The organism is Arthrobacter sp. SLBN-112, from assembly GCF_006715225.1.
Classification (GTDB): Bacteria; Actinomycetota; Actinomycetes; order Actinomycetales; family Micrococcaceae; genus Arthrobacter.
The window spans coordinates 4,338,906-4,361,462 of sequence record NZ_VFMU01000001.1 but is presented as its reverse complement, the minus strand read 5'-3'; the positions used below and the strand labels follow the sequence as shown (position 1 = coordinate 4,361,462).

Below are 22,557 nucleotides of genomic sequence, written 5' to 3'. Positions count from 1 at the left end.
TGTGAAGGTACTGATTGTCGGCGCGGGTCCGGCAGGATCCACGGCCGCGTACTACCTCGCCAAGGCCGGCCTGGACGTTACCGTGCTGGAAAAGACAGCTTTCCCGCGGGAGAAGGTCTGTGGTGACGGCCTCACACCCCGCGCCGTCCGCGAGATCCAGAAGCTCGGCCTCCCGCACCCGGAGAACGACGGCTGGCGCCGGAACAAAGGCCTGCGCCTGATCGCCGGCGGCCGCACCATCGAACTGCCCTGGCCTGAGGTGTCCGACTTCCCCCAGTATGGGCTGATCCGCACCCGGCTCGGTTTTGACGAGGAGCTGGCCCGGCATGCGCAGGCCGCCGGCGCCACCATCCTCGAGCGGCACAGCGTCACCGATGCCATCAGGAACGACGACGGCCGTGTCACCGGGGTCCGCGCAGCGCTCCTCGACGAGTCCGGACGCAAGACGGGAAAGACGCAGGAGTTCAGTGCCGACGTCGTGCTCGCCGCCGACGGAAACTCCACCCGCACCGCCGTCTCGCTCGGCATCCGAAAGCGTGACGACCGCCCGCTCGGTGTTGCCGTCCGCACCTACTTCACGTCGCCGCGCACCGACGACGACTGGATGGAAGGCTGGCTGGAGCTCCCCGGCCGCGACGGAAAGCTGCTGCCGGGCTACGGCTGGGTGTTCGGCGTGGGCGACGGAACCTCCAACGTGGGGCTGGGCATCCTGAACTCCTCCAAGGAATTCGGCAAGCTTGACTACAAGCAGGTGCTGCGCGAATGGACCGCCGGCATGCCCGCCGACTGGGGCTTCACCCCGGAGAACCAGGTGGGGGAGATCCGCGGCGCCGCGCTGCCCATGGGCTTCAACCGCACCCCGCACTACTCGCCCGGCCTGCTGCTCCTGGGCGACGCCGGCGGCATGGTCTCCCCGTTCAACGGCGAGGGCATCTCCTACGCGATGGAGTCGGCGCGCTTCGCCGCGGAGTTCATCATCGACGCCTCCTCGCGCTCTTTGACAGCGGGCGGAAAGCACGACGCCGACGCGCACCTTTCGCGGTACGCGGACTATGTGCGGGACCAGTGGGGCTCGCACTTCACCCTTGGCCGGGCCTTCGCCGCGCTGATCGGAAAGCCCGCCGTCATGAAACTGGCGCTGCGGACCGGCATGCCGATCCCTGTGCTGATGCGGTTCGTGGTGCGGCTGCTGGCCAACCTCACGGACCCCTCCGCCAAGGGCTTCGAGGACCGGGTGATCCGCGTCCTGGAATCGCTGGTTCCGGCCACATCCAATACTTCGCCCACCCCGTCAGCTCCGAACCAGCGGTATCCGCAACAAAAAGTTAGGGTTAACCCGTGACCAAATCCGCAGACCACAGCTGGACGCACGCCGGGCACGGCCTGCCGGACTCCGAACCCAGCCTCAACACCACGGCCATCGCCACGGGACTCCAGCTGCCGGCCGGCTTTGCGGCCATTGCAGCGGATGCTGAACTGGGCCCTGCCATCACCACCAACCTGGCCAAGGTGGAGAAGAAGCTCCGCGAAGCCATCGCCAACTCGGATCCCCTGGCTGACGCAACGTCGCGCCACCTGGTGGAAGCCGGCGGCAAGCGCATCCGGCCGCTGCTGACGCTGCTCTGCGCCCACCTCGGTGACGCGTCGCTGCCCGCGGTGGTGCAGGCCGCCGTCGTGGTGGAACTGACGCACCTGGCAACCCTGTACCACGACGACGTCATGGACTCTGCGCCGTTCCGCCGCGGCGCACCCACCGCCCACGAGGTGTGGGGCAACTCCGTGGCCGTCCTCACCGGCGACCTCATTTTTGCCCGCGCCTCCATCCTGGTGTCCGAGCTTGGTGGGCGTGCCCTGGGAATCCAGGCCCGGACCTTCGAGCGGCTCTGCCTGGGCCAGCTGCATGAGACTGTGGGACCCCGCCCGGACGAGGATCCGGTGGAGCACTACCTGTCAGTCATCGCGGACAAGACCGGTTCACTGGTGGCTGCCTCCGGCCAGTTCGGTGCCATCTTCTCCGGTGCTGACGAGGCTTTCGAGGACATCCTGGTGGAATACGGCGAGAAGGTGGGTGTGGCCTTCCAGTTGGCTGATGACGTCATCGATGTCACCGGCGTCAAAGTGAAGTCCGGCAAGTCACCCGGTACCGACCTGCGCGAAGGGGTTCCCACGCTGCCCGTGCTGCTCCTGCGCAAGGCTGGCGCTGATGGTGACCAGTCCGCCGTCGAGCTTTTGACGCTGATTGATGGCGACCTGTCCTCTGATGAGGCTCTTGCCGCCGCCGTCGCCGGACTCCGCGAGCACCCTGTCACGGCCGAGTCCTGGGTGGTGGCACGCCGGTGGGCTGATGAAGCCATCGCCGCCCTGGCCCCGCTGCCCGAGGGCGTGGTCAAGGAGTCCTTGTCCAACTTCGCGCTGGCCGTGGTGGACCGCGCCAGCTGACCACTAGTTTGTCAGGAGCCCGGTTCCCCTGGTTGATCCAGGTGGGGCCGGGCTTCTTCTTTTCATCGATTGCTCCGTACTTGTCGTTTTGACGCGCCATAACGACAAGTGCGGAGCAATCGATGGGATGGGGCGTTAACGGGACGGCCCCGGTCCTCAACAACCTAAGCTGCTGTGAACCGGGGCCATCTCTCCGTTCGCATCAGACCCGCCGGAGGCGTTTAGCGGATCCGTGAATAGCTTATGACAGCTTTGTCACAATATGCAAGTCCCTTGTTACTGCTGGTGTCAAAGATTTTTCAGCTCCGTCTCTCCTGCCGTTGCGGGGCACTTTGGGACCTATCTTCTGCTGACAGGACTCGATTCGCGGCGAGTCTGTGTCGAAGTGCCCCACGAGGGCGCCTTCTCCACATGGCGCTGCCTGGAACTGTCGCCAGCGGCGGGGTTCAGGTGACTCTGGAGCCATGGATATTGAAGGATTTCTCCGTCATCGGGGAGGCGTGGCCAGAACTTCTTCACTACACCGTGCCGGGTTCACGAGAACGCGTGTGGACAAGGCCCTCGCAGCAGGCCGCGTCGTCCGGGTCAGGCGGGGCGTCTATGGCCTGCCGACGGAAGGCGCCGCGCTCGGTTTGGCGCTGCAGCACAATGCGTTCGTGACCTGCCTCTCCGCTGCCCCGGCCTATCAGCTGTGGACCTTGGAGAAGGCCTGCGTGGTCCACCTAAGCCCTGGGCACAAGAAGACAGTGCCGGGAACCGTAACCCACGGCCGGATACTTCACCCTGTCCATCCATGGCTGCCGGTGGCGGGCCTGGCGGACGTCCTCATCCATGCCCTGCGTTGCCTGCCTGAACTGGAAGCGTTAGTCATGGTTCAGTGCGCGGCGCAACGGGGAGATGTGACAGTGGAATTCCTTCGGCGCAAACTTCCCGGGAACCGCAACGCCCGGGCCCGGGCAGTCCTGGATTACGTGATTCCCCGGGCCGATTCGGTCCTGGAGGTATTGGCCAACTACCACTTCCGGAGGGCTGGCCTTCATGTACGCCGCCACGTTGAGCTCCAGGGCGTGGGGGAGGTGGACTTCCTGATCGAGGATTGCCTGGTGGTGGAAACCGACGGGGCCAGCCATTTGGAGGCAAAGCAGGTCAAGAAGGACCGGGTGCGGAACAATGCCACTGTGGTAGGCGGTCGTCTCTGCCTCAGGTTCGGCTATGCGGAAGTCGTTCATCATCCCGAGCAGATGGTGGCCCAGGTCTTGGCAGTGCTGGAGCGGAGCCGGCGGGGATCATTCAGCGTGAGGTGAGCCCTGCCGTCGTGGGGCACATTGAGCCGCGACAACCGCGCCATGGGCGCGGATCACGGCGTGTCCGTGTCAAAGTGCCCCAGGACCGCGGCCAGGCAACAAGGGAAGCGGGGGAAGCCCCTACTCTTCCTCTTCGTCCTCGAACGCCCACTCGAACATGTCGAAGACGAACTCGGAGAAGGTCCCTTCCTCGGACTTCCACTGGCCGCGGGCATTGTTGCGGCGGTAGACGATGGGATCGGGGACGCTGAGGTCGCCTACGCGGAAGCCCCACGTGAACGCTTCCTCTTCATCCTCGAGGAACATGAGGAAGCCTTCGTCATCAACCTCGAGCTCCTCGGGATCCCAGAAGTAGTGGTACGCCTCCATCAGGTCCTCGCAGCCGCCCAGGGCCAGGTAGAACTCACGCAGGACCAGGGGAATCTCGAACTGGTGCTCGGCGAGGGCCTTGTCCAGTTCCTCCTGGGTCAGGCCGTCCTCTTCCTGCCATTCATCCTCGAGATACTTCGGAACAAGCGCGCGGAACTTCTCGAGGAACATGTCAGTCATGCTCATATCCTAGCCAATGCGGAGCACCCCGAAATGACACCCGGACCGGCCCTCACAGCCCGGTGCCACCCACCCGCCGGTGCCACCCGCGAACGGCAAGGGGAGCCTGCCAGGACCGCCGCCAGGCCAGGACCCGGAAGGTGAAAACCACAGCCGCAATGCTGGCCGCCGTCAGCACGTTGAACACGCCGAAGACCCACAGCACCGCAGTCATGGCAGCCCCCACAAAAGCAGGCAGCGCGTAGATGTCCTCGGGGTTGAACAGCTCGGGAACCTCATTGGCCGTGATGTCGCGCAGGAGCCCGCCGCCCACCGCCGTGGTCACGCCCAGCAGCACGGACGCCACCGGGTTAAGCCCCGTGGTCAGCGCCTTGAGCGTGCCGGTCATGCAGAACAGGGCCAGGCCGGCGGCATCGAAAAGGATCAGCAGCGAGGTGTACCGCTGCACGCTGGAGAACAGGAAGAACACCAGCACCGTGGCAAGCAGCGGCGGGGCCAGGTATGCCGGATTTGTGAAGGCCGCGGGGACAAGGGCGAGGATGATGTCCCGGATGACGCCGCCGCCGAGCCCTACCAGGGAGGCGAGCAACAGCGATCCCACAATGTCGATCTGCTTCCGCGCCGCCAGCAGCGATCCCGAGACGGCAAAGAAGAACACGCCCAGCAGATCCAGCCACACCGGGGAGTTGTCAAAGGCAAATGTCATGGGGCGTCCCCGGTATTTCAAAGAGGGCGGACAGGGCGGCTCCAACGTTACGCTAGCCCCTATGAACAGCCCCATCATGATTGCCTGTGCCCATGGGACGTCCAACACACAGGGGGCCGCGGAGGTCAATGCCCTGCGCGCTGCCATCGCTGAACTGCGGCCGGGCCTTGATGTCCGGGAAGCCTATGTGGACGTCCAGCAGCCGGACCTGGTGGATGTGGTGGCGGGCCTGCAGGAGGGGGAGGCCGCCGTGGTGGTTCCCTTGCTGCTGAGCGTCGGTTACCACGTCAAGGTGGACATCGCCCGGGCCGTGAAGAGCCGTCCGGGCAGTGCGGCTGCCGCGCCGCTGGGCCCCGACCCGCGGCTGGCCAAACTGCTGGACCAGCGGCTGCATGAGGCCGGAACCACGGACAACGATGTGATCGTCCTGGCCGCCGCCGGTTCCTCCAACCCCAATGCCGCCGTAAGCGTCGAGGAACTGCTGGGCCAGCTGCGGGAGTTGCGGTCCAACCGGATGGTGGCCGCCTATGGTGCCTCGGCCAAGCCGTCAGTGCCCGACGCCGTCGCGATGCTTCGTGAGGAGCTGGAAGGGGGTGCCGGGGCGGGGGAGTCCGCAGGGGCTGTGGACGTCGGCGGCCGTGTGGTGATTGCCTCGTACCTCCTGGCACCGGGCTTCTTCCACGACCAGCTGGCGAAGGCCGGGGCCGACGTCGTGACCGAACCCCTGCTGCCGTCCCCGGTGCTCGCGGAAATCGCGCTGGACAGGTACGACGCCGCCGTCGCAAAGATGAACGAAGCGCCCGCAGCAGCACCCCGGGAACCGGCTGCGGAGGCCCCCGCGGAAGCGTCGGCAAATGCACAGGAGGGTGGCTTCTACAAGGCCGTCCGGCGTTTCGTGACGAAATATTTCCCTAGGTGACTTAGCGTTTCCGGTCCTTTGTGACGTAATTCGGGGGCGACCTACAGTCGATGCATGACTGATACAGCTCTAGCCGGAGCGTCTGCGGACACGGCTGCCGCCAAGCGCCCCGCACGCCCGTCCCGCCCCGCTGCGAAGCCGCACGGCCAGTGGAAAGTGGATGGCAAGACGCCGCTGAACGCCAACGAAACCTGGAAACAGGAAGACGACGGCCTTAACGTGCGCGAGCGTATCGAAACCATTTACGCCAAAGAGGGCTTCGACGCCATCCCCGGCCAGGACCTGCACGGCCGGTTCCGCTGGTGGGGCCTGTACACCCAGCGCAAGCAGGGGATCGACGGCGGCAAGACCGCAACCCTCGAGCCGCACGAGCTCGAAGACAAGTACTTCATGCTCCGCGTGAGGATCGACGGCGGTGCCCTCACCACTGAGCAGCTGCGCGTCATCGGTCAGATCTCCGTGGACTTCGCCCGCGAGTCCGCCGACCTCACCGACCGCCAGAACATCCAGCTGCACTGGATCCAGGTGGAGGACATCCCCGAAATCTGGAACCGCCTGGAAGGTGTTGGCCTGTCCACCACCGAGGCGTGCGGCGACGTTCCCCGCGTGATCCTGGGTTCGCCCGTGGCCGGCATCGCCAAGGACGAGATCATCGACCCCACGCCGCTCATCGAGGAGCTGGGGGAGCGGTTCATCGGCAACCCGCTGCTGTCCAACCTGCCGCGCAAGTACAAGACCGCCATCACGGGCCACCCCAGCCAGGACGTGGTGCACGAAATCAACGACTTCGGCCTGGTGGGAATGATCCACCCCGAACTGGGTGCCGGTTACGACCTGTGGGTGGGCGGCGCTCTGGCCACCAACCCGATGCTGGCCAAGCGCCTGGGCGCCTTCGTCCGTCCTGAGCAGGCCGCTGACGTGTGGCTCGGTGTCACCAGCATCTTCCGCGATTACGGTTACCGGCGCATGCGCACCAAGGCCCGCCTGAAGTTCCTGCTGGCCGACTGGGGTCCGGAGAAGTTCCGCCAGATCCTGGAAGACGAATACCTCGGCTACAAGCTGGCTGATGGTCCCGCCGCGCCGAAGCCTACAACCCCCGGAGACCACATCGGCGTGCACGAACAGAAGGACGGCAAGTTCTTCATCGGTGCCACCCCGCTCGCCGGACGGCTGTCCGGTTCGCAGCTGGTCAAGCTCGCGGACACCCTTGAGGCCCGCGGTTCGTACCGGCTGCGCACCACCCCGCACCAGAAGATCGTTGTGCTGGACGTCGAGAAGGACCAAGTGGAGCCGCTCGTCGCCGAGCTGGACACCTTGGGCCTGTCCGCGCGCCCGTCCGTGTTCCGCCGCGGCACCATCGCCTGCACCGGCATCGAGTACTGCAAGCTCGCCATCGTGGAGACCAAGTACACCGCCGCCACGGCAGTCGCCGAGCTGGAACGCCGCCTGGCGGACCTCGCAGACTCGGGCCAGCTGCCGCAAGCACTGTCGCTGCACATCAACGGCTGCCCCAACTCCTGCGCCCGCATCCAGACGGCGGACATCGGCCTGAAGGGCATGATGCTGCCAACGCCCGACGGCGACCCCTCCCCGGGTTTCCAGGTCCACCTGGGCGGCGGGCTGGCTTCCAATGACCGCGAGGAAGCAGGGCTGGGACGCACCGTCCGCGGCCTGAAGGTGTACGTGGACGACCTGCCCGACTACGTGGAGCGCGTTGTCCGCCGCTTCGTCGCCGACCGCGCCGAAGGACAGACCTTCGCCGAATGGGCCCACGCAGCAGACGAGGAGGCACTCCAGTAATGGCAAAACACCTGGCACCCGCACCCGCCAAGCGCCCCGTGGAGGAGCTCAAGGCCCTGGCCGAAGCCGGCGCTGCCGAGCTCGGCTGGGACGCCCCTGCCCGCGACGTCATCGCCTGGGTGGAGCGCAACTTCGACCTGCCCGCCGTCGCCGTCGCCTGCTCCATGGCCGACGCCGTCCTGCCCGCCCTTGTGGCAGACCAGATGCCCGGCGTCGACGTCCTTTTCCTGGAGACCGGCTACCACTTCCCGGAAACCTACGCCACGCGCGATGAGGTGGCCGCGAACCTCCGCGTCAACGTGGTGGACGTGCTCCCCGAGAACACCGTGGAGCAGCAGGACCGGCTGCTGGGCAAGGACCTCTTCGCCCGTGACGCCGCCCAGTGCTGCGCCCTCCGCAAGGTGGCCCCGCTGCAGCGCACCCTGGCCGGCTACGAACTTTGGTTCACCGGCGTCCGCCGCGACGAAGCCCCCACCCGGACCAACACGCCGCTGGTCACGTGGGACGAGAAGAACGGCCTGGTCAAGGTCAATCCCATGGCCGCCTGGACGTTCGACCAGCTGGTCCAGTACTCCGACGACAACCTCCTGCCCGTCAACCCGCTGCTTTCCCAGGGTTACCCCTCCATCGGCTGCCAGCCCTGCACCCGCAAAGTGGCACCCGGCGAGGATCCCCGCGCCGGCCGCTGGGCAGGATCCGACAAGACAGAATGCGGGCTACACGTATGAGCACTTCACTTACCGAGGAGACCCAGGTGACTGACGCCGCCGTATCCACGCGCCTGTCCAGCCTGGACACCCTCGAGTCCGAGGCCATCCACATCATCCGCGAGGTTGTTGCCGAGTTTGAGAAGCCTGCGCTGCTGTTCTCCGGCGGCAAGGACTCCGTGGTGATGCTGCACCTGGCCACCAAGGCATTCTGGCCGGGCAAGGTTCCGTTCCCCGTGCTGCACGTGGATACCGGCCACAACTTCCCCGAGGTCATCGACTTCCGCGACCGGACCGTGGAGCGGCTGGGCCTGAAGCTGGTGGTGGGCTCCGTGCAGGAGTTTATCGACCGTGGCGAACTGGCCGAGCGTGCCGACGGCACCCGCAACCCGCTGCAGACCGTCCCGCTGCTGGACGCCATTCAGCAGAACAAGTTCGACGCCGTCTTCGGCGGGGGCCGCCGCGACGAAGACAAGGCCCGCGCCAAGGAGCGGATCCTGAGCCTGCGCGACGAGTTCGGCCAGTGGGACCCGCGCAACCAGCGCCCCGAACTGTGGAACCTGTACAACGGCCGCCATACCGTGGGCCAGCACGTCCGTGCGTTCCCCATCAGCAACTGGACCGAGCTGGACATCTGGCGCTACATCGAGCGCGAGAACATCGAGCTGCCCGGCCTGTACTACGCCCACGAGCGCGAGGTCTTCGCCCGCGACGGCATGTGGCGCGCCGTGGGTGAGGTGTCCCAGCCCCGCGACGGCGAAGAGGTCATCACCAAGACCGTCCGCTACCGCACCGTGGGGGACATGTCCTGCACCGGCGCCGTCGAATCCAACGCCTACACCGTGTCCGACGTCGTGGTGGAAGTCGCCGCGTCCACCCTGACCGAACGTGGCGCCACCCGTGCAGATGACCGCATCTCCGAGGCCGCCATGGAAGACCGCAAGAAGGACGGGTACTTCTAATGACCACCGAAGCAGTTCTCCCGGCAGACCTGGAAACGGCCCTGCCCACCACGCTCTTCCGGTTCGCCACCGCAGGATCGGTCGACGACGGCAAGTCCACTTTGGTGGGCCGCCTCCTTCACGATTCCAAGGCCATCCTGGCTGACCAGCTCGACGCCGTGGCCCGCACCTCGGCCGACCGCGGCTTCGGCGGGGAAAAGGGCGGCATCGACCTGGCCTTGCTGACCGACGGCCTGCGCGCCGAACGCGAACAGGGCATCACCATCGACGTGGCCTACCGCTACTTCGCCACCGACCAGCGCAGCTTCATCCTGGCCGACTGCCCCGGGCACGTCCAGTACACCAAGAACACGGTGACCGGCGCGTCCACTGCGGATGCCGTCGTCGTGCTCATTGACGCCCGCAAGGGTGTCCTGGAGCAGACCCGCCGGCACCTGTCCGTGCTGCAGCTGCTGCGCGTGGCGCACGTGATCGTGGCCGTGAACAAGATCGACCTGGTGGAGTTCAGCGAGTCCGTGTTCCGGGACATCGAAGCCGACGTGCAGCAGGTGGGCCGCGAACTGGGCCTCGGCTCGGACGGGATCAGCGACCTGCTGGTCATCCCGGTGTCCGCGCTCGACGGCGACAACGTGGTGGAGCGCTCGGAGCGCACCCCCTGGTACACCGGGCCCGCGCTGCTCGAAGTCCTCGAAACCCTCCCGGCCGCCGATGAGCTGGAAAGCCACCTCGAAAGCTTCCGCTTCCCGGTACAGCTGGTCATCCGGCCGCAGGGTGCGCTGGCTCCCGACGCCGTCGCCGCAGGCCTGGACGTGGAGGCCTACCGCGACTACCGCGCGTACGCCGGCCAGATCACCGAAGGCTCCGTGAAGGTGGGGGACCAGGTGTCCGTGCTGACACCGGGCCAGTCGCCCCGGTCGACCACCGTGGTGGGCATCGACTTTGCCGGCGCCTCCCTGCAGGAAGCCGCCGCGCCGCAGTCGGTGGCCATCCGGCTGGCAGACGAGTTCGACGTGGCACGCGGTGACACCATTGCCGCCGCCGGTACCGTCCGCGAAGCCTCCGCCGACCTCTACGCAGCCCTGTGCTGGCTGTCCCCGAAGCCGCTCCGCGAAGGCCAGAAGGTGCTGGTCAAGCACGGCACCCGCACGGTGCAGGCCATGGTCCGCAGCGTCTCCGGCAAGCTGGACCTTGCCACCTTCAAGCTCGAGGGCGCTTCAAACCTGGAGCTGAACGACATCGGGCACGCGCAGCTCCGGCTCGCCGCTCCGCTGCCGCTGGAGAACTACCTGCACCACCGCCGCACCGGCGCGTTCCTGGTGATCGACCCCCTGGACGGCAACACACTGGCCGCCGGCCTGGTCAAGGACCACCCGGGCGACCACGAGGACGAGCGCTACAGCATCTGATCCTTCCCTGAAATCGCCGGAACAGTGCGAAGTCGCCGTATCGCTACGGCTACCCACGCACGGTTCCGGCGATTTCGTGCTTCCGGGGCTTACTGGCTTTCCAGGATCGACTTGAGCCGTTGCAGGTCCTTCCGGGTTTCGCGGCGGATCATCGGTTCCATGACCAGCCCTGCCAGCCGTGAGAAACCCGACGGGCTGCCGCTGTTGCCGAGAACCATCCGGGTCCCGCCGCCGTCGTCCGTCCACGTGTAGGTGGTCTGCATGGGGAACGGCCCCTGCGCGGTGCGCATCACCAGCTTCCTGCCCGGGACGTACTCCACGAACTCGTAGGTGTAGTTCAGCTCCCGGCCCAGGAACTTCGCTGTGAAGGCCACTTTCGAGCCCACACCAAGGGGACCGTCGGTGAGCCGCTGCGACCTGTGGATGTTGACGTACCACTTGGGCGCGTTGTCCGGGTTGGCCGCGTACTCTGCCACCTCCGTGCGTGGCCGGTTGATGACAACCTCGGTCTGGACGTTCACCACGGGGACTTCTCCTCTGTAGAGTGCGGGAATACCTACGTTAGTCCTCGGCAGCGCTGCGGGAGGCGAAGCATGGAGACCATCAGCCCCAAGCTCCTGAACTGGGCGTCCATCCTGGATGACAAGACCCGCGAGCAGGCGGTAATGACCGCGCGCCTGCCGTTCATCTACCCGCACCTGGCGCTGATGCCGGACGCGCACCTGGGCAAGGGCGCCACCGTGGGCTCGGTCATCCCCACGCTGCGGGCCATCATTCCGGCGGCAGTGGGCGTGGACATCGGCTGCGGCATGATCGCGGTCCGCACCCAGTACTCCGTGAAGGACCTGCCGAAGGACCGGAAGCGCCTCCGCGAGGACATCGAGCGGGTCATCCCGCTGTCCGCCGGGCACAACAACCGGCAGGTCCTGCCCACCGCGCAGCCGCGGATCGCCGAGCTGAAGCAGCGGGCGGCGAAGGCCGGCTTCAACCCGGCCCAGTATGTTGCCAAGTGGGAGCTGCAGCTGGGGTCCCTGGGCTCGGGGAACCACTTCATCGAGGTCTCCGCAGATGAGGACGACGGCGTGTGGCTCTTCCTTCATTCAGGCTCGCGGGGCATCGGCAACAGGATCGCCCAGCACCACATCGGCGTCGCCCAGCACGTCAGCCGGAAAAACCAGGTTTACCTTCCCGATCCGGACCTCGCGTACCTGGACGAAGGAACCCCGCAGTTCGAGCGGTACATCGCCGAGCTGCGCTGGGCCCAGCACTTCGCCCTGCTGAACCGGGAGGAGATGATGGACCGCGTGGCTTCCCAGTTCAGCCGCTGGGTGGGAGGGCCCGTCCGGGAACGCGAGCGGATCAACTGCCACCACAACTTCACTGAGCAGGAGACGCATTACGGCAAGACGGTGTGGGTGTCACGCAAAGGGGCCATCAAAGCCGGCCCCGGCGATCCCGGACTGATCCCGGGGTCCATGGGAACGGCGTCGTATGTGGTGGAGGGCCGGGGCAACCAGGCGTCGCTGAACTCCTCACCGCATGGCGCGGGGCGTGAATACTCACGGAACGCCGCGCGGAAAACGTTCACCCTGGAGGAACTGAAACGCGCCATGCGGGGAATCGAGTTCCGCGCCTCGGAGGCCTTTATTGACGAAATCCCGGCAGCCTACAAGCCGATCGACCAGGTCATGCAGGATGCCGCGGACCTGGTGACGGTGCGGCACAAGCTGCGGCAGCTGGTCAACGTCAAAGGCAACTGAATCTGCCAAACATGGCAGCCGCGCGGCGAAATATGACGCTGGATGAACGTGCGTGACCCCCCGTTTCCGCTTCATTGAACGGGTTTGGGCCACTCTCTATGGTGAAACAATGACTAGTTCCAAGCCCGGGATGACCCGCATCGTGGCAGGCGAAAGCGCGGTCCCCACGCGCAGGCGCGCCGTCGAGGCTGCCCTGGCCATCGGGCTGGTCCTGCTGATCGCCGTCGGGGCCATTGTGGCCTCAAACCTTTCCCGCAACACCGAGGCGCAGGCTGCTGAGCCCACTCCCGCCGCGGAACTGAAGCTGGGCTACTTCGGGAACATCACCCACGCCCCGGCGCTGGTGGGCGTCAAAAAAGGCTTCCTTGCCAATGCCCTGGGCAGCACCAGGCTCAGCACCGAGACCTTCAACGCCGGCCCGGCCGCCATCGAAGCCCTGAACGCCGGGGCCATCGACGCCGCCTACATCGGCCCCAACCCCGCCATCAACTCCTTCGCCAAAAGCCAGGGCCAGTCCGTGCGCGTGATTGCGGGCGCCGCGGCCGGTGGTGCGCAGCTGGTGGTCAGGCCAGGGATCAACTCCGCCGCGGACCTCAAGGGCAAGACCCTGGCAACGCCGCAACTGGGCGGCACCCAGGACGTCGCATTGCGCTCCTGGCTCGCCAAACAGGGCTATAAAACGAACGTGGACGGCAGCGGGGACGTCGCCATCAACCCCACGGAGAACGCGCAGACCCTGAAGCTGTTCCAGGACGGAAAGCTCGACGGCGCGTGGTTGCCTGAGCCGTGGGCGTCACGCCTGGTGCTCCAGGCCGGCGCCAAGGTGCTGGTGGACGAAAAGGACCTGTGGGATGGAACCGGCACCGGCCAGCCCGGCGAGTTCCCCACCACCATCCTGATCGTGAACCAGAAGTTCGCCGCCGACCACCCGGACACCGTCAAGGCCCTCATCAAGGGCAACGCGGAGTCGGTGGCCTGGCTTAATTCGGCGCCGGCGGACCAGAAGGCAGAGCTCATCAACTCCGCCCTGCAGGAAGCCGCCGGGGCAGCCTTGCCGGGCGACGTCCTCACCCGGTCCCTCGCGAACATCACGTTCACCCTCGACCCCCTGGCCGGCGGCTACCCCAAGCTCCTCCAGGATGGCGTCGACGCTGGCACCACCAAGAAGGCCGACATCAACGGCCTCTTCGACCTCCGCGCCCTCAACCAGGTCACCGGCGCTACCAACAAGATTTCCGCGGCCGGCCTCGGCCAGGACTGACCCACCCACTACCTAAGGACGGCACCATGCCAGTCGTACTGGAACACCTGGGCAAGCGCTTCGGCGACGGCGCCCCGGTACTGGACGACGTCAACGCCAACATCAGGCAGGGCGAGTTCGTTGCCCTCCTCGGTGCCTCCGGCTGCGGCAAGTCCACCCTCCTGAACATCATCGCGGGACTGGAGGCGCCGACGTCGGGCGCCCTGGAAGTCCCCAGCGACGGCGCCGCCTTCATGTTCCAGGACGCCGCCCTGTTCCCGTGGCTGACCGCCCGGGAGAACATCGAACTGGCCCTGAAACTGCGCGGTGTTGCCAAGGCCGAACGCCGTGCCAAGGCGCAGGAACTCCTGGAACTGGTCCACCTGGGCACGGCGGGGGACAAGCGCCCGCACGAGCTCTCGGGCGGCATGCGGCAGCGTGTCTCGCTGGCCCGGTCGCTGGCCCAGGACCGGCAGCTTCTGCTCATGGACGAGCCGTTCGCGGCGCTGGACGCCATCACCCGCGACCTGCTGCACGACGAACTGGAACGCATCTGGAAGGAAACCGGGCGCACCATCGTCTTCGTCACCCACAACGTCCGCGAGGCCGTCCGGCTGGGCCAGCGCGTGCTGCTGCTGTCCTCCCGGCCCGGCCGCGTGGTCCAGGAATGGGCCGTCACCGAGGAACACCGAACCGACGCCGGGCTCGCCGGTCAGCTGACCGGGGTCATCACCGCCCGGCTGCGGGAGGAGATTCGCCGCCATGCCAAGTAACCCCACTCCGCTCGCCGAAGCCCCGTCCGAACCTGAGACCCGGCACATCCACGCCGCTCTGACTCGTACGTCCACCGGCCACGAGGACCTCCGGGAACTTGAATCCGGCCTCGACTCCCTGCAGTCCGACGCCGACCGCAAACACCGGATCGAGTGGAGCCGCATCCTGCTGCCCGTGGCCGCGCTGGTGGTCCTGGTGCTCGTGTGGCAGTTCTATGTGTCCCTGGGCGTCAAGCGGCGCGACCTGGTGCCCGGGCCGCTGGACGTGGTGGCCCAGATGGGCGTGCTGTGGAGTGACGGCAAGCTCCAGGAATCGGTGTGGACATCCCTGCAGCGCGGCCTGGTGGGCTTCCTGATTTCGGTAGCCATCGCCACGCCGGTAGGCCTGCTGCTGGCCCAGGTTGCACCGCTGCGGCGCGCGTTTGGGCCCCTGATTTCGGGCCTGCAGGTCCTGCCCTCGGTAGCCTGGGTTCCGGCCGCGATCATCTGGTTCGGACTGACCGACGCCACCGTGTACTTCGTGGTGTTCATGGGCGCCATCCCGTCCATCATCAACGGGCTCATCTCCGGCGTGGACCAGATCCCGCCGCAGTACCGCCGCATGGGGACTGTGCTGGGTGCCTCCCGGCTGCAGATGGCCTTGCAGGTGATCCTCCCCGCCGCGCTGCCCGGCTACCTGGGCGGACTCAAGCAGGGCTGGGCCTTCTCCTGGCGCTCCCTCATGGCGGCCGAAATCATCGCCGTGGGAGGCACCATCGGCTTCGGTCTGGGCTCGCTGCTGGACCAGGGCCGCGTCCTGTCGGACATGACCGTGGTGATGGCGGCCATCCTCCTGATCCTCGGCGTCGGAATCCTGATCGAGCTGCTGGTCTTCGGGCCCATCGAGAAGCGACTTTTGCGCCGCCGCGGCCTCCTGGCCGGCAGCACCCGCTGACCCGCACCCCAAGGCATCCCCAAGAGCCCGACGGCGAGTCCCGCCGTCGGGCTCTCTGCTTTCCTGCCGTCTGCTCTGACGAAACCGGGGCACTTTGACACGGACACGCCGCCAAGCCGCCTCCAGAACCCCAACCCGGGCGCCAAAGTGCCCCACGACTGCGGCAGCTGCGGAGGCAGACCGTGGCAGACTGGACTTCCCCCGCAGCTTCATAGACGAACAGGTCAAGGGACCCTTCAAGGCCTTCCGGCATGTCCATGAGTTCGCGGCAACACCCTCTGGGAGCACCATGGTGGACCGGGTGGAGTTCACCGCCCCGCTGGGTGTGCTGGGCCGCGCCGTCGAACGGATGTTCCTGGCGCGTTACTTGGAGCGCCTCATCGCCCAACGCGGCGGTTTCCTCGCCGGCGCAGATCGCCGGATCAACTAACTTCCAGGGCTATGCGAAGGGCGGCGGCCCAATGATCTCGATCCCGCCGTGGGCCTCGCCGGACGCCCGAATCCGGCCGAAGTCCACCAGGCCGGAACCGTTTGGGGCATCAGAATCGGACAGTGGTTCGCTGGCGCCGTCGTAGAAGGACTGGGCACTGCCGGGCGTCTGCAGGCACAGTATCCGGGTGCCCTCCTGCAGCACCTTGAAGGCGTGGGGAAGGCCCCGTGGCGCCATGACCAGGCCCCCGGCCGCGATGCGGTGCTCCGTGCCGTCCAGGTTTACCAGGATCTCACCGGCCAGAACGTAGAGGGTTTCATCCGAATCCGGGTGGGCGTGGAGCGGGGTGACCTTGTTCAAGGCCATCTCGTCCTCGAAGAGCAGGAACGCGCCGGCCGTCTCCTCCTCCCTGGCCTTCCAGGTGTGCACTCCGCCGCCGTAGAACCAGCGTCGTGGTCCTTCGCCGGGCTGACGGACCAGGGATGATGACGCATTTTTCGTTTCCATGCTGCTCGCCTCGATGCCTTGGGAAACTTTATGGGACGAACGTCCCATAACAAGACTCATGTACCATGAAGAGCGTGTCAAGACCCTATGCGGACAGCGGGCGCAGCAGCCAGAAGCGCCGCACCATGGATGCGCTCGTGGCGGCGGCCAGGACCCTTGTTGCCGCCGGCAGGACGCCCACGGTGGACGAGGCCGCGCAGGCGGCCGGAGTTGCCCGGAGTACTGCCTACCGCTATTTCCCCGGCCAGCGGGAACTGCTCGCCGCGGCGCATCCCGAGACTGCACGGACCTCGATGCTCCCGGACACTCCGCCCCAGGATGCTGCCGGGCGGCTCGATGCGGTGGTGGTGGAGTTCACCCGCATGATCCTGGAAACCGAGGCGCAGCAGCGGACCATGCTGCGCTTGTCGCTTGAGTCCGCAGACGGTCCCGACCGGAGCCTGCCGCTGCGCCAGGGACGCGCCATTGGCTGGCTAACGGAGGCGCTGATGCCGCTGCGGGGGGAACTGGCCGATGAGCAGATCCACAAACTGGTGCTGGCCATCCGCAGTGCCATCGGCATTGAAGCCCTGGTCTGGCTCACGGACGTGGGCGGGTTGGGCCGGGAGGAGGCCATCGAATCGATGCGGTGGACCGCCAACGCTTTGCTGGTCAAGGCGCAGGCAGAGGGCCTGTGGGGTTGACCGACCGCAGCACTTTGTGACGCAGCGTTACCTTACGTGAACTGGTGTTGCTCGGCCTTTGTAGCCCATTGTGACGCGGCCCTACCGTTGATTCATGGCAATTCAGGATATTTACCCCACGGCGCTGCGGCTGCTCGGCCGCCCGGTGCTGGTGGTGGGCGGCGGCCCCGTTGCTGCGCGCCGCGCCAAAGGGCTGCTCGACGCCGGTGCCGTGGTCACCGTCGTCGCTCCGGTTGCCTCGCCCGCGCTCCAGGAGTTGGCCGGCGCCGGCCTGCTCACCTGGGAAGCGCGCCCCTACGTTTCCAGCGATGTCGACGGCGTATGGTTCGTCCAGACCGCCACCGGCGATTCCGCCGTGGACGCCCAAGTATCGGCCGACGCCGAGGCGCAGCGGGTTTGGTGCGTCAACGCCTCCAACCATGAAGCTTCTGCTGCCTGGACCCCCGCGGTGGCAGAGGTGGACGACGTCAAGATTGCCATCAACGCCGGTGGAGATCCCCGCCGCGCCATGGCCGTCCGGGACGCAGTGGCCACCGCCCTTGAAACCGGCGACCTTCCACTGCGCCGGCGCCGCGCCCACGCGGGCAGCGTCGCGTTGGTGGGCGGCGGTCCCGGCGACACCGGCCTCATCACCGTCCGCGGCCGCAGGCTCCTGGGCCAGGCCGACGTCGTGGTGGCGGACCGCCTGGGCCCGCGCGAACTCCTGAACGAACTCGCCCCCGACGTGCGGATCATCGAAGTCGGCAAGACGCCAGGCCACCACCCGGTCCCGCAGGCGGAGATCAACCGGATCCTCGTCGAGGAAGCCCTGAAAGGCCACCGCGTGGTCCGGCTCAAGGGCGGCGACCCCTACGTGCTGGGCCGCGGCGGCGAGGAAGCCGAATATTGCCGGCAGCACGGCGTCGAGGTTGAAGTGGTTTCCGGAGTCACCTCCGCCATCTCGGTGCCCGCAGCGGCCGGCATTCCCGTCACCCACCGCGGCCTGGCCAAGGGCTTCAGTGTGGTGACCGGCCACGAGGAACTCTCCGAGGTTCCTGCCCGCGCGGACCACACGATCGTCCTGCTCATGGGCGTTGGCCAGCTGCGCGAATCCGCGTCCGCGCTGGGCGAAGCCGGCCTGCCCCAGGACACCCCTGTTGGTATCGTGGAAAACGGCTATTTGCCGGACCAGCGCGTCACGATTGGCACGCTCGGTTCCATCGCCGACCAGGCCCAGGCGGCCGGCGTCGCAAATCCTGCCGTGATTGTCATCGGTGACGTGGTGCGCGTGAGCCCGTTCGCGCCGTCGCACTTCAAAACCGCTGACTACAGCACCACCACCCCGAACAGCCCCCGCAAGACCGTCCTCACCACCTGAAACCCATCGACTGCTCCACAACTGCCGTTATGAGTGTTCAAAACGGCATCTACGGAGCAATCGATGCAGAAGAAAAGGAACACAGCCGTGTCATCCAGCACTCCCGTAGGAACAGCTGCGCGTCCGCTTCGCGTCGCCGTCGTGGGCTCCGGCCCGGCCGGCGTCTACGCCGCGGACATCCTCACCAAGAGCGAAGCCGTCAAAAGCGGCGAGCTGACCGTCAGCATCGACCTCTTTGACCGCTACCCGGCACCCTACGGCCTGATCCGCTACGGTGTGGCTCCGGACCACCCCCGCATCAAGGGCATCGTGAACGCCCTGCACAAGGTGCTGGACCGCGGCGACATCCGCTTCTTCGGCAACGTGGACTACGGCACGGACCTCACCATCGAGGACCTCCGCACGCACTACGACGCCGTCATCTTCGCCACCGGCGCCATCAAGGACGCGGACCTGAACATCCCCGGCATCGAGCTGGAGGGCTCGTTCGGCGGCGCCGACTTCGTGTCCTGGTACGACGGCCACCCCGACGTCCCGCGCGAATGGCCGCTGGAGGCCAAGGAAATCGCGGTCATCGGCAACGGCAACGTGGCCCTGGACGTGGCCCGCGTGCTGTCCAAGCATGCAGATGACCTCCTCACCACCGAGATCCCGGACAACGTCTACGCCGGCCTGAAGGCCTCGCCCGTCACCGACGTGCACGTCTTTGGCCGCCGCGGGCCTGCCCAGGTGAAGTTCACCCCGCTGGAGCTGCGCGAGCTGTCCCACTCCAAGGACGTGGACATCATCCTGTACCCGGAGGACTTCGAGTTCGACGAGGAATCGGACCGCCAGATCCAGACGAACAACCAGACCAAGACCATGGTGGGCACCCTCACCAACTGGATCGCCGAGCAGCCCGAGGACCTCTCCGAGCTCAAGGCCTCCCGCCGCCTGCACCTGCACTTCCTGCACAGCCCCGTGGAGATCTATGACGACGCCGAGACCCCGGGCAAGGTGGCCGGCATCAAGTTCGAGCGCACCGAGCTGGACGGCACCGGCAACGCCCGCGGCACCGGCGAGTACGTGGACTACCCGGTCCAGGCCGTCTACCGCGCCATCGGCTACTTTGGTTCCGCCCTCCCGGACGTGGAGTTCGACCACAAGAAGGGCGTCGTCGTGAACGACGGCGGCCGCGTCCTGGACGTCGACGGCCAGCACGTGCCGGGCATCTACGCCACCGGCTGGATCAAGCGCGGACCGGTCGGCCTCATCGGCCACACCAAGGGCGACGCCCTGGAAACCGTGACCTACCTGCTGGAAGACCGCGAAAACCTCCCCGTCGCTTCGGCACCTGAGGAGGACGCCGTCGTCGAGCTCCTCGACGCCCGCGGCGTGAAGTTCACCAGCTGGGAAGGCTGGCTTGCCCTGGACGCGCACGAACTTGCGCTCGGCGCAGCAGCCACCGAGGCGGGCGGCTCGCACGGCGTGGAGGTCAAGCGTGAGCGCGTCAAGGTGGTCCCGCGCGAGGACATGGTGGACATCTCCCGTGACGGCGTGGCCGCGCAGGTCTAACCGCCTATCGACAAAACGCAGGAACCGCGGGGCCATTTGGTCCCGCGGTTCCTGCGTTAAAGTGCCTTAACCCGGCCGCGCTGTTCAGGGCTTCTGTTTGCCGGCGCCGCCAACGGCCATCAGCTCCAGGCGCCGCAGGGTCTCCCGGTTCCGCACTGAAATCAGCGGATCCCGCAGGAACTTCGGCATCAGCTTGCCGGGCCCGCGGATGGCGTCCTCGGCGATGGTCACCAGGCACTGGTCGCCGCGGTCCTCCACCGTGATCTCCACCTTCGCCTCACCCATCGGCCAGCCGCGCGCCACGAGTTCCAGCGAGCGGCCCGGCTCGACGGCGGTAACGCGCGTGCTGTCGTCGATCACCAGCGGCCAGGCGCCCACCGAGTGGTGCAGCCGGGCGTCCTGTTGCGGCCATTCGGCGTCCACGTCCCTGATCCGTGACGCGCCCACCACCCAGCCGGAATAGAGCCAGCCGTCTGCGATGACCCGCCAGACGTCGGCCGCGGGGGAGGTGAACAGCTGCGAGACGGTGGACATGGAGTTCCTTCCGGTTCGGGTGGTGGTTTCGTGGCTTGTGGCTGTTGCGCGTCAGGGTTCCTTGGAACGTACGACGGCGGGAGGTGCCGGCCGCCGTGCGGCCCGGTAGGACGGCTTCCGGAGCCGCCGGGCCCAGCCGTAGGTGCGGGCCCCGGGCGGCTGGTTCCCCAACGGGTCGAAACGAAGCGGGATGTCCCCTGGATCAGTGCCGGCATGCAGCCGCAGTTCCCCGCATTCCCGCCAGGGCCCGCCCGGTTTGGCCCAGTACAGGCCCAGTTCCCATTCACCGGATGCAAGTGAACCCGATGGAAGGTTCCGCGTCCGCAGACCCAGCAGCACCGGGCCCCGCCGGCCGCGGTACGGCATCAGCGTGGTCAGGGTGGCTCCGGCGACATCCAGCCGCGGCATCAGCAGGAACCGGCCGGGCAGTCGCCAGCCCGTGGAGGCGAAAAGGACATCGGCGGGTTTGGCACCAGCGGCCGCGCCGAGACCGGCAGTTGGGGCGGCACCAAGGGCAGCACCCGGAGCGGCACCAAGGCCGGCATCGCCGGAAGGCGAAATCCGGAGGGCCAGGCCCAGGATGTCCGGCAGCGCCTGCGGCAGCCCCACGGATCGCGAAAATCGGGCCATCACCTGGTCAGTGCCGGGGGAATCGAGCCAGTCGATCCCACTGGGGCCGGCAGGGTTGCCGGTCCTGGTGAGCTCCCCGGCCAGGCCAAGTCCCCGGGGATGGATGGGCCGGTCCGGGCGGGCGAGTTTCAGGAGCCGGAAGAGGGCAGCGAAAGCCTCCCCGGCACTCCCGGTGACGGCGGAACCAACGCGCAGTTGTTGGGTCATGTTTCCTTCCTACCCCGGAAATTCGGCTTTACATGCGGCCGAACCGCGAGCGGACAAGTGCGAAGATCCCATAGGCGATGAATCCCGCTCCAATGGCCACCAGCAGGGCGGGCCCGAACGGGTGGTCCTGCAGGGCCTTGAGGCTGCCGTCCAGGCCGGTGGACTCGTCCGGGTTGTGCTTGGCGGCGGCAATGACGAAGAGCAGCCCGGTGAGTACCAGGGCCACGCCCTTGGCAATGTGGCCGGTAACGCCCAGGCTGTCGATGAGCCTGCCGCGCCGGGTGCCGTCGAAGTGGAACAGCTCTTCCTTGAAGCCGCGGCGGAACCCCTTGACCATGAAGTAGATGCCGATGCCCAGGACGGTCAGGCCCAGGGCTGCGAGGACCCACGGCCCCAGCGGGTGGGCCATCAGGCTGGCGCTGAAGTCCCGGGTGTTCTCGCCGGAGTCACTGCGCTGGCCCAGGGCGAAGCCTGCGAAGGTGAGGCCCACGCTGCCGTAGGCGATGGCCAGGAACCCCGAGGAGACCAGCTTGGCCAGCCGTTCCTTGCGGGGGAGGCTCCGGGCGCGCAGCGTGGCCTCGCTGGCCTGCCAGAGGGCAAGGCCGAGACATGCTGCCACGCACGCCCACATGACAAATGGTCCCCACGTGTTGTCGGCGAGCTGGGCGATGGCACCGGTGGGCTCGGCGTCGCCCGGATGGCCGAAGGCGATGGCGATGGCAATGGCGCCGATGATCACGTGGAGCAGGGCCATGACGGCGAACCCGCTGCGGGCCAGGACGTCCAGGGCCTTGTGGTTGGACGCTTCCTCGACAGCGTCCGCTGCCTGGCTGAGGGTGGAATCGCCGTCGGACATGGTTCAGCCGTTCATGGGCCCTTCGGCCCGCAGCTTCTCCGCGCCCGGGCCCTCGACGTGCACCGTGCAGCGGACCACCAGCTGGCCGGGGGCGTTGTCCAGCTCCACCAGGGAATCATCCGCGCTGAGGACGGTGAACACCTCGGAACCCGTCACAGCCTCCACGCCTTTGGCCTTCGCGGTTTCCCGCGCATTCCTGAGCGCCTCGCGCTGCAGGCCGTCCACGTAGCCGCCGTCACTTTCACGGGCGGGGTCCCCGAAGGCCCAGCCGAACAATGTTCCTGTATTTCCCATGGCGAC

24 protein-coding genes are annotated in these 22,557 nt (G+C 67.1%); 16 read left to right on the top strand and 8 right to left on the bottom strand.

The window, feature by feature from the left end; translation table 11 throughout:
* Position 1 precedes the first annotated feature (1 nt).
* From FBY33_RS20100 to FBY33_RS20090, 3 genes are all read left to right on the top strand, one after another.
* Positions 2 to 1,342 carry a geranylgeranyl reductase family protein gene (locus tag FBY33_RS20100; RefSeq protein ID WP_142032280.1) on the top strand — a complete coding sequence of 447 codons (1,341 nt, stop codon included), beginning with the start codon at positions 2 to 4 and terminating at the stop codon, positions 1,340 to 1,342.
* Positions 1,339 to 2,439, top strand: coding sequence for a polyprenyl synthetase family protein (locus FBY33_RS20095; protein ID WP_142032277.1), 1,101 nt, complete (start codon positions 1,339 to 1,341; stop codon positions 2,437 to 2,439). Before FBY33_RS20100 ends, FBY33_RS20095 begins: the two co-directional genes overlap by 4 nt.
* 464 nt (positions 2,440 to 2,903) lie before the next feature.
* Positions 2,904 to 3,743 (top strand): endonuclease domain-containing protein, encoded by an 840-nt coding sequence (locus FBY33_RS20090; protein ID WP_142032274.1) that lies wholly within the window; start codon positions 2,904 to 2,906, stop codon positions 3,741 to 3,743.
* Positions 3,744 to 3,863: 120 nt separating this feature from the next.
* Here FBY33_RS20090 and FBY33_RS20085 read toward each other — a convergent pair whose 3' ends face one another.
* Positions 3,864 to 4,292, bottom strand: coding sequence for a hypothetical protein (locus FBY33_RS20085; RefSeq protein ID WP_142032272.1), 429 nt, complete (start codon positions 4,290 to 4,292; stop codon positions 3,864 to 3,866).
* Between the two features lie 52 nt (positions 4,293 to 4,344).
* Positions 4,345 to 4,998, bottom strand: a complete 654-nt coding sequence (locus FBY33_RS20080; RefSeq protein WP_142032270.1) for a trimeric intracellular cation channel family protein — start codon at positions 4,996 to 4,998, stop codon at positions 4,345 to 4,347.
* A 61-nt stretch (positions 4,999 to 5,059) separates the two neighbouring features.
* On the opposite strand from FBY33_RS20080, the gene FBY33_RS20075 reads away from it, so the two are divergent.
* Genes FBY33_RS20075 through FBY33_RS20055 form a run of 5 tightly spaced genes read left to right on the top strand, consistent with a single transcriptional unit; the run spans position 5,060 to position 10,792 of the window.
* Positions 5,060 to 5,917: a sirohydrochlorin chelatase gene (locus FBY33_RS20075; RefSeq protein WP_142032268.1), complete on the top strand. Its 858-nt coding sequence runs from the start codon at positions 5,060 to 5,062 to the stop codon at positions 5,915 to 5,917.
* Positions 5,918 to 5,971: 54 nt separating this feature from the next.
* Positions 5,972 to 7,717 (top strand): nitrite/sulfite reductase, encoded by a 1,746-nt coding sequence (locus FBY33_RS20070; RefSeq protein ID WP_142032266.1) that lies wholly within the window; start codon positions 5,972 to 5,974, stop codon positions 7,715 to 7,717.
* On the top strand, positions 7,717 to 8,445 hold the full coding sequence (locus FBY33_RS20065; RefSeq protein ID WP_142032264.1) for a phosphoadenylyl-sulfate reductase: 729 nt from the start codon (positions 7,717 to 7,719) through the stop codon (positions 8,443 to 8,445). Before FBY33_RS20070 ends, FBY33_RS20065 begins: the two co-directional genes overlap by 1 nt.
* Positions 8,442 to 9,386: a sulfate adenylyltransferase subunit CysD gene (gene cysD, locus FBY33_RS20060; protein ID WP_018769004.1), complete on the top strand. Its 945-nt coding sequence runs from the start codon at positions 8,442 to 8,444 to the stop codon at positions 9,384 to 9,386. Before FBY33_RS20065 ends, cysD begins: the two co-directional genes overlap by 4 nt.
* On the top strand, positions 9,386 to 10,792 hold the full coding sequence (locus tag FBY33_RS20055; protein WP_142032261.1) for a sulfate adenylyltransferase subunit 1: 1,407 nt from the start codon (positions 9,386 to 9,388) through the stop codon (positions 10,790 to 10,792). The genes cysD and FBY33_RS20055 overlap by 1 nt, the downstream gene beginning before the upstream one ends.
* Positions 10,793 to 10,881: 89 nt before the next feature.
* Here FBY33_RS20055 and FBY33_RS20050 read toward each other — a convergent pair whose 3' ends face one another.
* Complete coding sequence (locus tag FBY33_RS20050; protein ID WP_142032258.1) at positions 10,882 to 11,316, bottom strand: SRPBCC family protein; 435 nt, start codon at positions 11,314 to 11,316, stop codon at positions 10,882 to 10,884.
* Positions 11,317 to 11,385: 69 nt separating this feature from the next.
* Between FBY33_RS20050 and FBY33_RS20045 the strand changes: the two genes are divergently transcribed.
* From FBY33_RS20045 to FBY33_RS20895, 5 genes are all read left to right on the top strand, one after another.
* A complete protein-coding gene (locus FBY33_RS20045; protein WP_142032255.1) occupies positions 11,386 to 12,552 on the top strand; it encodes an RtcB family protein in 1,167 nt (388 codons plus the stop codon).
* Positions 12,553 to 12,682: 130 nt separating this feature from the next.
* Positions 12,683 to 13,813: an ABC transporter substrate-binding protein gene (locus FBY33_RS20040; protein WP_142033071.1), complete on the top strand. Its 1,131-nt coding sequence runs from the start codon at positions 12,683 to 12,685 to the stop codon at positions 13,811 to 13,813.
* A gap of 26 nt (positions 13,814 to 13,839) precedes the next feature.
* Positions 13,840 to 14,565, top strand: coding sequence for an ABC transporter ATP-binding protein (locus FBY33_RS20035; RefSeq protein WP_142032252.1), 726 nt, complete (start codon positions 13,840 to 13,842; stop codon positions 14,563 to 14,565).
* On the top strand, positions 14,555 to 15,499 hold the full coding sequence (locus tag FBY33_RS20030; protein ID WP_142032249.1) for an ABC transporter permease: 945 nt from the start codon (positions 14,555 to 14,557) through the stop codon (positions 15,497 to 15,499). The genes FBY33_RS20035 and FBY33_RS20030 overlap by 11 nt, the downstream gene beginning before the upstream one ends.
* A gap of 289 nt (positions 15,500 to 15,788) precedes the next feature.
* Positions 15,789 to 15,929: a hypothetical protein gene (locus FBY33_RS20895; RefSeq protein WP_327436762.1), complete on the top strand. Its 141-nt coding sequence runs from the start codon at positions 15,789 to 15,791 to the stop codon at positions 15,927 to 15,929.
* Between the two features lie 9 nt (positions 15,930 to 15,938).
* Here the strand turns inward: FBY33_RS20895 and FBY33_RS20020 are convergent, their stop codons facing one another.
* Complete coding sequence (locus tag FBY33_RS20020) at positions 15,939 to 16,436, bottom strand: cupin domain-containing protein (protein WP_142032246.1); 498 nt, start codon at positions 16,434 to 16,436, stop codon at positions 15,939 to 15,941.
* 65 nt (positions 16,437 to 16,501) lie between these two features.
* Between FBY33_RS20020 and FBY33_RS20015 the strand changes: the two genes are divergently transcribed.
* The 3 genes from FBY33_RS20015 (at position 16,502) to FBY33_RS20005 (ending at position 20,030) form a co-directional block, all read left to right on the top strand.
* Positions 16,502 to 17,119, top strand: coding sequence for a TetR/AcrR family transcriptional regulator (locus tag FBY33_RS20015; RefSeq protein WP_142032243.1), 618 nt, complete (start codon positions 16,502 to 16,504; stop codon positions 17,117 to 17,119).
* 94 nt (positions 17,120 to 17,213) lie between these two features.
* On the top strand, positions 17,214 to 18,476 hold the full coding sequence (gene cobA, locus FBY33_RS20010) for a uroporphyrinogen-III C-methyltransferase (protein WP_142032239.1): 1,263 nt from the start codon (positions 17,214 to 17,216) through the stop codon (positions 18,474 to 18,476).
* 87 nt (positions 18,477 to 18,563) lie between these two features.
* Complete coding sequence (locus FBY33_RS20005) at positions 18,564 to 20,030, top strand: FAD-dependent oxidoreductase (protein WP_142032237.1); 1,467 nt, start codon at positions 18,564 to 18,566, stop codon at positions 20,028 to 20,030.
* 84 nt (positions 20,031 to 20,114) lie between these two features.
* Here FBY33_RS20005 and FBY33_RS20000 read toward each other — a convergent pair whose 3' ends face one another.
* Genes FBY33_RS20000 through FBY33_RS19985 form a run of 4 tightly spaced genes read right to left on the bottom strand, consistent with a single transcriptional unit; the run spans position 20,115 to position 22,551 of the window.
* Entirely contained in the window at positions 20,115 to 20,564 is a 450-nt protein-coding gene (locus FBY33_RS20000) for an SRPBCC family protein (protein WP_142032234.1), read from the bottom strand.
* Between the two features lie 51 nt (positions 20,565 to 20,615).
* The gene (locus FBY33_RS19995; protein ID WP_235010619.1) at positions 20,616 to 21,401 is read right to left on the bottom strand and encodes a hypothetical protein; all 786 of its coding nucleotides are present in this window, start codon (positions 21,399 to 21,401) and stop codon (positions 20,616 to 20,618) included.
* A gap of 28 nt (positions 21,402 to 21,429) precedes the next feature.
* Entirely contained in the window at positions 21,430 to 22,257 is an 828-nt protein-coding gene (locus FBY33_RS19990; RefSeq protein WP_142032230.1) for a DUF1206 domain-containing protein, read from the bottom strand.
* 3 nt (positions 22,258 to 22,260) lie between these two features.
* A complete protein-coding gene (locus FBY33_RS19985) occupies positions 22,261 to 22,551 on the bottom strand; it encodes a hypothetical protein (protein ID WP_142032227.1) in 291 nt (96 codons plus the stop codon).
* Between the last annotated feature and the right edge of the window lie 6 nt (positions 22,552 to 22,557).

Bases quoted from the DNA above. Each gene is read 5' to 3' on its own strand.
- FBY33_RS20090 (WP_142032274.1), top strand. From the start codon at position 2,904: ATGGATATTGAAGGATTTCTCCGTCATCGGGGAGGCGTGGCCAGAACT.
- FBY33_RS20085 (WP_142032272.1), bottom strand. From the start codon at position 4,292: ATGACTGACATGTTCCTCGAGAAGTTCCGCGCGCTTGTTCCGAAGTAT.
- FBY33_RS20080 (WP_142032270.1), bottom strand. From the start codon at position 4,998: ATGACATTTGCCTTTGACAACTCCCCGGTGTGGCTGGATCTGCTGGGC.
- FBY33_RS20075 (WP_142032268.1), top strand. From the start codon at position 5,060: ATGAACAGCCCCATCATGATTGCCTGTGCCCATGGGACGTCCAACACA.
- FBY33_RS20070 (WP_142032266.1), top strand. From the start codon at position 5,972: ATGACTGATACAGCTCTAGCCGGAGCGTCTGCGGACACGGCTGCCGCC.
- FBY33_RS20065 (WP_142032264.1), top strand. From the start codon at position 7,717: ATGGCAAAACACCTGGCACCCGCACCCGCCAAGCGCCCCGTGGAGGAG.
- cysD (WP_018769004.1), top strand. From the start codon at position 8,442: ATGAGCACTTCACTTACCGAGGAGACCCAGGTGACTGACGCCGCCGTA.
- FBY33_RS20055 (WP_142032261.1), top strand. From the start codon at position 9,386: ATGACCACCGAAGCAGTTCTCCCGGCAGACCTGGAAACGGCCCTGCCC.
- FBY33_RS20045 (WP_142032255.1), top strand. From the start codon at position 11,386: ATGGAGACCATCAGCCCCAAGCTCCTGAACTGGGCGTCCATCCTGGAT.
- FBY33_RS20040 (WP_142033071.1), top strand. From the start codon at position 12,683: ATGACCCGCATCGTGGCAGGCGAAAGCGCGGTCCCCACGCGCAGGCGC.
- FBY33_RS20035 (WP_142032252.1), top strand. From the start codon at position 13,840: ATGCCAGTCGTACTGGAACACCTGGGCAAGCGCTTCGGCGACGGCGCC.
- FBY33_RS20030 (WP_142032249.1), top strand. From the start codon at position 14,555: ATGCCAAGTAACCCCACTCCGCTCGCCGAAGCCCCGTCCGAACCTGAG.
- FBY33_RS20895 (WP_327436762.1), top strand. From the start codon at position 15,789: ATGGTGGACCGGGTGGAGTTCACCGCCCCGCTGGGTGTGCTGGGCCGC.
- FBY33_RS20020 (WP_142032246.1), bottom strand. From the start codon at position 16,436: ATGGAAACGAAAAATGCGTCATCATCCCTGGTCCGTCAGCCCGGCGAA.
- FBY33_RS20015 (WP_142032243.1), top strand. From the start codon at position 16,502: ATGAAGAGCGTGTCAAGACCCTATGCGGACAGCGGGCGCAGCAGCCAG.
- cobA (WP_142032239.1), top strand. From the start codon at position 17,214: ATGGCAATTCAGGATATTTACCCCACGGCGCTGCGGCTGCTCGGCCGC.
- FBY33_RS20000 (WP_142032234.1), bottom strand. From the start codon at position 20,564: ATGTCCACCGTCTCGCAGCTGTTCACCTCCCCCGCGGCCGACGTCTGG.
- FBY33_RS19995 (WP_235010619.1), bottom strand. From the start codon at position 21,401: ATGACCCAACAACTGCGCGTTGGTTCCGCCGTCACCGGGAGTGCCGGG.
- FBY33_RS19990 (WP_142032230.1), bottom strand. From the start codon at position 22,257: ATGTCCGACGGCGATTCCACCCTCAGCCAGGCAGCGGACGCTGTCGAG.
- FBY33_RS19985 (WP_142032227.1), bottom strand. From the start codon at position 22,551: ATGGGAAATACAGGAACATTGTTCGGCTGGGCCTTCGGGGACCCCGCC.